The organism is Lysinibacillus sp. 10T31, from assembly GCF_056394365.1.
Genome location: NZ_JBFTHS010000091.1, coordinates 1 through 9,790, shown reverse-complemented (window position 1 = coordinate 9,790; position 9,790 = coordinate 1). Strand labels below are relative to the sequence as shown.

Here is a 9,790-nt window from a genome sequence, read left to right as displayed (position 1 = left end):
AGGAGAGTACGCATTTTCAGGTAATCAATTAACAAGTATAGAAATCCCACCAAAGGTGACAACAATAGAAAAAAACGCATTTTATAGTAATAAATTAACAAGTGTAAAATTCCCATCAAGCGTGGCCACGATAGGAGAATGGGCATTTGGTTCAAATCAATTAGCAAGTGTAGAAATCCCACCAACTGTGACAACAATAAAAAACAACGCATTTTTTTCCAATCCATTTGATTTTGTAACCTTTAATGGAGAACATAAATTCCAATGGGCTAAAGGGGAGCATCCTTTTGGTGTGTATAATTATAATAAAAGTGATAGATATTTCATGGGATGGTTTGAAGATGAAGATTATACGATAGACTGGGATTACTCTGTAGCTAAACCAATGACTATTTATGTTAAGTATGGTTCTGTCAAGTTTGATGCCAATGGAGGAAGCAAAGTTCCCGCTCAAACGGTAGGACATGGAGAATTAGTAACAGCTCCTGACGCTCCAGTAAAAGAAGGCTACACATTTGAAGGTTGGTATAAAGACAAAGAGCTAACAATAGTATGGGACTTCGATCAGGATGTAGTAACAAAAGATATCACACTATATGCTAAATGGTCGAAAACTGGAATATTGGAATTTGTTTCTGCGCCTCAAGTGATTGACTTTGGAGAAGAACTGAAGATTTCATCACAACATAAAACGTATCAACTCATTAACTTTGATACGCCTTTAGCGGTAAAAGATAATCGTGAGCTGTCGAAAAAACCATCTTGGACAATGACAGCTAAGATGGATAAGCAATTAACAGGAAAGACGACGGGTTCTACATTAGATAGCTTACATTACCGCTATGATGGAAATGTTTCAATCCTTACGGAAGAAGCTTCCGCAAAGATTTATAAAAAGGATACAACAAACGGTGAAATTGTCAATATTTCTGATACATGGGAAGAGGACGGGGACGGGTTTTACTTAGAAGTCAGAGCTGGAACCGCTAGGGCTGAAGCTTATGAAGGAACGATCAGATGGGTACTTCAAGATGGACCATTGAATGAATAATCATAATTTGATAAGCTGCGCTCAACAAAAAATCAACCGTTCGTTTTGTGTAAGAGAACTTACTTTCATTAACATAATAGTTTCTCAACAACAAAAAGGAGGCTACGTTTAAAAACGTAACCTCCTTTTTAAAATTGACTATTTAACTAGTAATGCTTCAATTTCCTCTGCGTGAATTGGTTTACTAATATAGTAACCTTGAATAGCATCACAGCCATAAGAAGTCAAAAGGTCTGCTTGTTCAGCAGTTTCGACACCTTCTGCTACAACTTTAAGTTCCATAGATTTTCCAAGTTGTACCATGCCGTGCATTAACTTTTGAGTTTTTTCGGACTTTAATAAAGAACTTGTAAATGTTTTATCGATTTTCAATGTATCTATTGGTAGAATTTGCATATATCTAAATGAGCCATACCCGGTACCGAAATCATCTAGTATAAAGGCAATACCTTCATTTTCAAGCTTACGCATTTGCTGTGTGATAAAGGTAGCAGCTTCTGCTTCTAGGGCGAATTTCTCCGTAATTTCGATTTGAATAAGGCTTGCAGGACAGCCTGTTTTTGCCAAAGTTGCAAGGATTGATTTTGCCATGTTTTTATCACGGAATTCGCGTACAGAAGAGTTAATAGATACTTTTAAATCAAGACCATCTTTTTTCCAGATTAGTGCCTGTTCACAAGCTTTTTCTAGCATAAAGGAACCGATATTATTAATAAGACCAGTTTCCTCAGCAATTGGAATAAGCTCATCTGGTGAAACAACGCCTATTACTTCATCTTCCCAACGAACTAGTGCTTCTACAGCTGTGATTTTACCAGAAGTAACATCAATTTGTGGCTGATAGAGGACTTTTAGATTTTTTTGGTCAAGAGCCTGAAGTAAACGTTTTTCAATTAAAGCTTTACGATTTAATGCTTTATGTGTTGCTTTGGATAGTGAGACGACTTTATCGCCACCTGCTTCACGGACAGTTTTGATAGTAGCAATGGATGCCTTCATTAGTTGGGAGAATGTAGTTTGATCTTCTGGATAACGTGTAATTCCGCCACTAATAGAAATAGGAACCGCAACATTACTGTTATAAATTGGATGTTGTTGTAAGTAAGACAGGAAGCCTTGAATAAACCATTCACTTAATGGTGTAATCACGACAAAATCATTTTCGTTAATACGTGCCATTGTACTATCTTGGAAGTACATTTTTATACGATTTGTAAACTCTACAATTAGACTTTGATCGATTTGCTGATCGTGTAACTCTTTTAATGTATAAAATTTATCAATACTTAAATAGACAAAAGAAAAGTTTCTTTCATCCTCAATCATATTAGAAATCACTTTTTCGAGTCGATGTGCATTCATAAGACCTGTTTCTGTATCGATATAAGCGATTTTTTCAAGCTGTTGTTGTATTGTCTTGGACTTGGTGATATCCTTTTCAATTAATAAAAATTGTTGATCATTTGTTTCGAGATCAAATGTTGGGATAGCTGTAAGTAGTACCCAATAAGATTGACCTGTTTTTGTAACTTTTTCAATTTCACCTTGCCACGTATGGCCATTGTTTAAATTACGCCAGATTGTATTTGTGATCTTTTCGCTTTCTTTATTTTCAGGGAATAGCTGCCAAAATGTTTTGCCAATCACGCGTTTTGGTGTCCATTGACTCGTTTTTAGAAATTCATTATTACATTCTAAAATGAACCCATCATGATCAAGTGTCACTGTCATAAATGTTGAGTCTAATCCCTGTTTTAAGTCTACGAGAGTGCTGCTACTTGAGACAGTATTAATCATTAACTCTGGTAGTATGAACATCATAAGAACGAAATGCTCCCCTTGTTCAGTAAATGGTTTAGCTAGTAGCGCTGTTGTAATCTCTTCATTTGTATACGTTTTCAGTTGAATTTGATTGATATACGTGCTGTCATTATTTTGCAAAATGGCTTGAAGGGTTTCTAATGAAAGCTGACGTAGTAAATTTTCATGAATGAATGAAGTGGTATGTTCTTTAATAGTAGTAGCTGAAAAATCAAATAGCTGTTCAGCAAGTTTTCCCAAATTTATAACTTGTCCATCTTGATTCATGACAATAGCAGGAAAAGGAAGTGAATTTAAATAATGTTCATCGATCGTAAATGATTTATGCATATGACTCATGATTATTCGATCTCCTTGAGTAATCTATATATACTATTATTATAGTTAATTATCGGGAATTAGTCATTATGAATATGATTGTAAATATTTGATAATAAAAGATTTTGGGACTTTTTTAGCGAGAAATAAGGAAATAATTGAAGAAAAATAACATTTTCTAGTATAAATATAGGAAGCGAGAATTGTATGAACGGTTGAAAGGAATAGTATTTATCGTCTCCGGTGCGATGTTATGGGGAGCAACTGGACCTTTAATGGAGTGGTTACTCAACCATACGCCATTGACAGTCTCCTTTATGTTAACAATTCGTTTATCGGCCGCAGGTTTTTATATTACATATTTATCTTCATAGTGAGTGTCCCAACACCTACTGATAAATTGCCACAGGACGTGGCTTTCTTAGACTGAGTTCCTCTATGTATTTTCTACCTTATTACAGTTTCTAGCACGGTATTTGTTATTACCTATGTCTCTCTTAGTTTAAAGAAATGGCCACCGAAATATCAAGTGATAGGGATTATTGGTACACTTATAGGTCTTTTCCTCCTACTAACGAACACTTCATTTGACACTTTATTAGTTAGTAGTAAAGCCTTATTGTGGGGAGTAGCGGTTGGGGAATGCTTATAGCAGGATTTATATTAGGGGTTATTTGTCGCATTTGGAATCAAATCTATGGTTTTCGTGCTATTTTTAAGTTGAGACAAGTATCCTTTCTAGTATTGAACCACTAACAGCAATGGTTATTTTAGTTATCGTGTTTTAGGTTTTTGGCAATTCGGTGTCTTCGTTATGCTTGTTTGTGTAATATGGCTTTCTGTAGGTGGAGGAAAAGCATAAAAATACTATCTGTATAGGAGTTACTCACTATTTATTGAAATTTGTGGAACTTCTTTACTAAAAGCAAGGGGGAAGAATGTGAAAGAAATTTTTTCCTATGTAAAGCCTTATAAATGGACTGCATTTATTGCGTTTTGTTTAATGCTGTTGGAATTGTTTGTGGAGCTCACTCAGCCACTTATCATGGCTAAAATTATAGATGATGGAGTACGGGCTCAAAACCAAGGGATGATTTGGCAATGGGGAATTGTTTTACTTGGCTTATCTTTCGTAGCCTTTATAGCCGGTGTCGTAAATTCGTATTTTTCATCGCATACTGCACAGAGTTTCTCCTATGATTTACGAAATGCATTGTTTGAAAAAATACAATCCTTTACATTAGCTACTTATCAGAAATTCCCAACAGCTTCTCTTATTACAAGGTTAACGAATGATGTGACGCAAGTTCAGACAGTGCTGTTTATGAGTTTGCGTATTATGCTTCGTGCACCACTTGCCGTTGTTGGTAGCATCGTTATGGCTTTTATTGTAAATGCTAAACTAGCATTGTTTTTAGTTATTGGCGCACCGATTATTTTGATATTTCTTATTTTTATGGTGGCAAAAGGCGTGTCTTATTTTGGACTTGTGCAAAAGAGAGTGGATCGTTTGAATCGTGTACTACAGGAAAATTTACAAGCTATTCGATTAGTGAAGGCTTATTTACGCGGTGCGTATGAAGCCTCTCGTTTTGATGAAGTTGCCTCACGCTTAAAAATAGATACTGTAAAGGCTTTACGCACAATGGAGTATATTATGCCGGTGCTGTTATTCATCATGAATATGAGTCTACTTGCTGTACTGTGGTTTGGGACAAAACAAATAGCTTCAGATACAACTCCACTTGGAGATGTTGTTGCTATTGTCAATTATGCAATGCGTATGACAGGTTCGTTTTCAATGTTTGCCTTTATTATTATTTTTTATGCGCGTGCAAAAGCATCTGCAGAGCGTATGGCAGAAGTCCTTTCAACTGAGAATGAGATTGAGCTACCATCATCTTCAGAGAAAACGTCTAAAGGCTTGAATTTTGGAGAATTAGCTTTTGAGCATGTGAGCTTTACTTATCCTGGGGGAGACTCGCCTGTACTATCAGATGTAAGCTTCCGAGTGAAATCTGGTGAAAAGCTTGCCATTATGGGGGCAACAGGTGCTGGGAAATCAACACTGTTACAGCTTATTCCTCGTTTCTACGATGTGACAGAAGGCAAAATAGTAATAGAGGGAAAAGATGTACAGCAATGGGATTTACAAGAGCTGCGTGAAATTATCGGCTATGTTCCGCAACAATCTTTATTATTTACAGGAAGCATTGCTGATAATGTTCGTTGGGGCGATGCAGAGGCTGAAATGGATGCAGTGCTACAGGCTACAATGCAAGCGCAAATCCATGCTTCTGTGGAGGATTTCCCGAATGGCTACGAGACAAAAGTCGGTCAGAAGGGTGTCAATCTTTCAGGTGGTCAAAAACAAAGATTATCGATTGCAAGAGCGTTATTAAGAAAAGGGCATATATTAATGCTTGATGATAGTACGAGCGCGCTTGATGTAAAAACGGAGCAGGCATTATGGGAGGCATTGAGTGAGGAACAAGCAACAATGCTAGTAGTCACTCAAAAAATTCGGACAGCTAAAGGTGCAAGTCGCATCTTACTCATTGATGCAGGAAAAGTGGTCGCATACGGGACACATGAAGAGCTTTTGCAAACGTCAGTGCTTTATAAAAAAATCGCAATTTCGCAACAGGAGGTGGAGGAATAATGGGATTTTTCCAAAAGCCTTTTGGCTATGAGCCGATTTTGACGAAAGCTGATGTGAAGCAAGTTGTTAAGAAAAAAAAGGGACCTCGTGCGACAGATTGGAAAAGTACACTACTACGTTTGTGGAAGATAGTTGATGAACAGCGTGTACTACTAATTATTGTGCTGTTACTTGTCTTGGCGAGTTCCATTTTGTCTCTCCTTGGGCCATATTTAATCGGTAAAATGATTGACATGTACGTAACGCATGGAGAGCTTACAGGACTGGACAAGCGAATTGTGCTGTTAATCGGTATTTATGTTCTATTAGCCGTATCATTATTTTTGCAAAACTATTGGATGATTGGGGTTGCCCAACAAACCATTTATAGATTACGAACGAGTGTATTTGCTCATTTCCAAAGACTGCCGATTGCCTTTTTTGATCGTCGTCAGCATGGAGAATTAATGAGTCGGATGACGAATGATATTGAAGCAGTTAGCTCAACATTAAATAGTTCCTTTATTCAAGTGTTTTCTAGTGTAATAACGCTTACGGGAACGGTGATCATCATGCTAAGTTTAAGTCCTCTACTTACGGTATTAACGATGACCATTATACCGGTTATGTTTTGGGCGATGCGTTGGATTACGCGGAGAACCGCACCATTGTTTAAGGAGCAACAAGCGGCCATAGGAGCTCTGAATGGCATGATTGAAGAAACAATATCGGGACAGCGAATTGTCAAAGCTTTCTCACAAGAGGAACGCATGAAAGCGGAGTTTCGCGAAAAAAGTTTGCGATTAAAAAGTACTGGCTTTTGGGCGCAGACATACTCTGGGTATATTCCGAAGGTCATGAACTTTTTAAACAATATGAGCTTTACAATTGTAGCTGGTATTGGCGGTGTACTTGCTTTTTATGGGCATGTGTCAATTGGCGTAATTGTTATCTTTACAGAATACGCAAGGCAATTTACACGACCGTTAAATGATTTGGCCAATCAATTTAATACCGTACTGTCAGCGATTGCTGGTGCTGAGCGTGTATTTGCGTTACTGGATGAACAGTCTGAAGAGGAAGCTGCTTCAGCACAGAAGCATAAGCTATTAGGGCAAGTGAGCTTTCAGCATGTGTACTTTAAATATGAGCAAGCAGAGGAAGCTTACACTTTGAAGGACATTAATTTTAACGTGGAGCCCGGACAAACGGTAGCTCTTGTTGGGGCAACTGGAGCAGGAAAAACAACGATCTTGCAGCTAATTGCAAGATTTTATGAGGTATCAAAGGGTGAGGTTTTATTTGATGGTGTAAACGTTCAGCAAATAGAACGACAAGCATTGCGCTCGCAAATGGCCTTTGTGTTACAGGATCCGTTTTTGTTTGAAGCATCTGTACGCGAAAATATTCGTTATGGTCAATTAGATGCTAGCGATGAAGAGATAGAGGAAGCGGCGAAGCGTGCAAATGCACATGACTTTATCATGACGCTAAAGGATGGCTATGACACAGTACTTGCCGCAGATGGCAGTGGAATTTCGCAAGGCCAAAAGCAGTTATTGTCAATAGCAAGAGCATTGATTGCCGACCCGAAAATTTTATTGTTGGATGAGGCGACAAGTAGTATTGATACTGTTACGGAGCTTGCGATTCAAGAGGCTCTTGATGTGTTAATGCAGGGACGCACAAGCTTTGTAATTGCTCACCGTTTAAACACTGTGCACAATGCCGATATTGTATTCGTTATGCACAAAGGTGAGTTAGTTGAAGCTGGCCCCCAACAAGAATTAATGGAATCCGGAGGCATCTATGCGCAGATGTTACAATCTTCATCCTATCATCTTGATGAGTAGGGTGAAAGTAACGATAGAGATATAAAATCTCATTTTTCATATATAAAAAAGAGTGATTTCAAATTTTTGGGATTGCTCTTTTTTAGTTGAAACATTGACTTTTATCTCACGGTTTAAATGTAATTCATTCATAAAAATAGTATAATTATGGATAAATACCTAAATGAAAATAAATTTCTGGGGTGTGAGAGCGACTCGATGCTTAGCCGCAACGGAAATAGGGCCTTTAGATGATGAATTGTAGTGTATAAAAATGTATACAATATTCTAGTAAATTTCAGTCTATAACCGTCAAAAATCATATAAAAACCTTTTAATTTCACTATATTTGGAGTAAAATTGTTAATAATTAGGAGTGGCTATTATAATTTGTTGCCAGCTTAATTTCTTTCTTGCTACAATAGGGCAATAGTCTGTTAGAAGAACGGAGTAAATGATGAATATTTCAGTAATGACAGTGTCTTTTCCGTTAGATGGGGAAACATTAAATGAATTAAAATTATTGTGTGAAGAAGCGACTACACAAGACTATCGTGTCTATGAAACGGCTATGGGTTTGCCTATGGCGAGTTCCTTTGAATCGAAAGGCTTTATGGTACTCGCGTATGAAGATGACAAAGATATACTAGTTGGTGCAGCTAGTGCAATAGATTTAATGGGGCTGCATACATATGAATGGTCTTTAGTGGTAGCACCTATGTATCGTCAAAAGGGCATTGGAACCGCTTTAGTGGAAGCTTTACAGGCCGGCCTCGAAGAGCGTGGGGCAGAAGGGCAGTTGGCGGTAGTGATAGATGGCTCACCTTATGGACACACGTTTATTGAAACGAAGGGCTTTACATATAGCTTTTCAGAGGCCACTTTAGAAACAAGAGCAGAGTCAGTTGAATTAAAGACCGATATCGAAATCATTCCTTATACAGGTGAACAGGCGGAGCTGATTGCCATCTATAGTGCAGCGTTTGGAGACCTACCTGAAGAATCTGAGGAGCTAATCACTTTTAATACATCGACGAATGGACGAAAGCTATGGGTAGCGCGTAAAGATGGAGAAATTGTTGGAACAGTAACGACTGCCCAGGAAAATGAAATTCAATGGGTTACTGCATTGGCAGTACATCCAAACTGTGAGGGGCAAGGAATTGGTACTGCGATGCTGTCGTTTTCCAAAGATTATGCGAGTAAAGTTGGGGCGAAATTCGTCATGCTCGATGTAGAAATTGACAATAGAAAGGCGCTTTCTGTTTATGAGAAGGCTGGCTTTATGAAGGCTCAACAAATAGACTATTATGTAAAACAATAAGTGAAGAGTGAGGAGTGTGCTTTATGCATCGCTTCTCACTTTTTTTGTGTTCAGCAGAAGCGGAGAATTTTCAGATGCAGATAGGCGAACTACATAAAAGGATAGATAAGACTTTCATTCATCTCCTTTCCGATTCCGGACGCCATTATGCCGGGCATAATGGATCAATAATAGTAGAATACGAAGTGCATACATAACTAGTGCGAAATTTCAAGAAAATAGATTATCAAAATATGTTCAAAAAACAGAAAATGTTGATTTGCTAGCTTTTGTGGGAATTGCTAGTGTTAATGATTGTAAAGTAAATAATGGGGATTATCCATTTAAAGGTAGATACTCTTTGTTATTTTTAAAATTATGGTGAAAGGGGATTCGAACATGAAAAAAGTAAGTTTACTTTTAATGATTATTCTTTTAGTTTTTTCCCAATTATCATCTGTTTCCGCGATAAGTAATAATGAAAGTAACAGTGCAAGTAGTAGTGAAGATTCCAGCACGCATGATGAACTTATGACCGGTAGTGATGATAGCATAGTACAACCGAATGATAACGATAATAATTCATTAAATAGTAATACAGAAGATGAACTAGAAGATGCTGAAGCATCAACTATTACGGAGGATGAAGATACTTCTTTGAACGCAGAAAAGAAAGCTAGTGTACCCAATGGTGCCGATAATTTTGTCTATAGAGAAAGATTTATTGGTATTCCAGGTATCAGTATTACAGGATGGAAAGGAGATCAAACTCCACAGGATGTTGTTATCCCTGATATGATCGAGGGTCTACCGGTTATAGAAAT

The 9,790-nt window shown here is 37.6% G+C and carries 7 protein-coding genes; 6 read left to right on the top strand and 1 reads right to left on the bottom strand.

The genetic code is table 11. From position 1 onward, the window contains the following. Positions 1–1,051: InlB B-repeat-containing protein (locus tag AC1DCY_RS26110; protein ID WP_477355318.1), on the top strand; the 1,051-nt coding region annotated here is incomplete at its 5' end. 138 nt (positions 1,052–1,189) lie between these two features. On the opposite strand, the gene AC1DCY_RS26105 is transcribed toward AC1DCY_RS26110, so the two are convergent. Then, the gene (locus AC1DCY_RS26105) at positions 1,190–3,211 is read right to left on the bottom strand and encodes an EAL domain-containing protein (RefSeq protein ID WP_477355315.1); all 2,022 of its coding nucleotides are present in this window, start codon (positions 3,209–3,211) and stop codon (positions 1,190–1,192) included. Positions 3,212–3,393: 182 nt separating this feature from the next. On the opposite strand from AC1DCY_RS26105, the gene AC1DCY_RS26100 reads away from it, so the two are divergent. The 5 genes from AC1DCY_RS26100 to AC1DCY_RS26080 form a co-directional block, all read left to right on the top strand. Beyond that, positions 3,394–3,564: a hypothetical protein gene (locus AC1DCY_RS26100; RefSeq protein WP_477355312.1), complete on the top strand. Its 171-nt coding sequence runs from the start codon at positions 3,394–3,396 to the stop codon at positions 3,562–3,564. Between the two features lie 566 nt (positions 3,565–4,130). Continuing rightward, a complete protein-coding gene (locus tag AC1DCY_RS26095; protein WP_477355310.1) occupies positions 4,131–5,852 on the top strand; it encodes an ABC transporter ATP-binding protein in 1,722 nt (573 codons plus the stop codon). Next, the gene (locus tag AC1DCY_RS26090) at positions 5,852–7,684 is read left to right on the top strand and encodes an ABC transporter ATP-binding protein (RefSeq protein WP_477355307.1); all 1,833 of its coding nucleotides are present in this window, start codon (positions 5,852–5,854) and stop codon (positions 7,682–7,684) included. Before AC1DCY_RS26095 ends, AC1DCY_RS26090 begins: the two co-directional genes overlap by 1 nt. A gap of 436 nt (positions 7,685–8,120) precedes the next feature. Beyond that, complete coding sequence (locus tag AC1DCY_RS26085) at positions 8,121–8,987, top strand: GNAT family N-acetyltransferase (RefSeq protein WP_477355304.1); 867 nt, start codon at positions 8,121–8,123, stop codon at positions 8,985–8,987. Between the two features lie 378 nt (positions 8,988–9,365). Further along, a partial coding sequence (locus AC1DCY_RS26080; protein ID WP_477355301.1) for a hypothetical protein occupies positions 9,366–9,790 on the top strand: 425 nt, incomplete at its 3' end.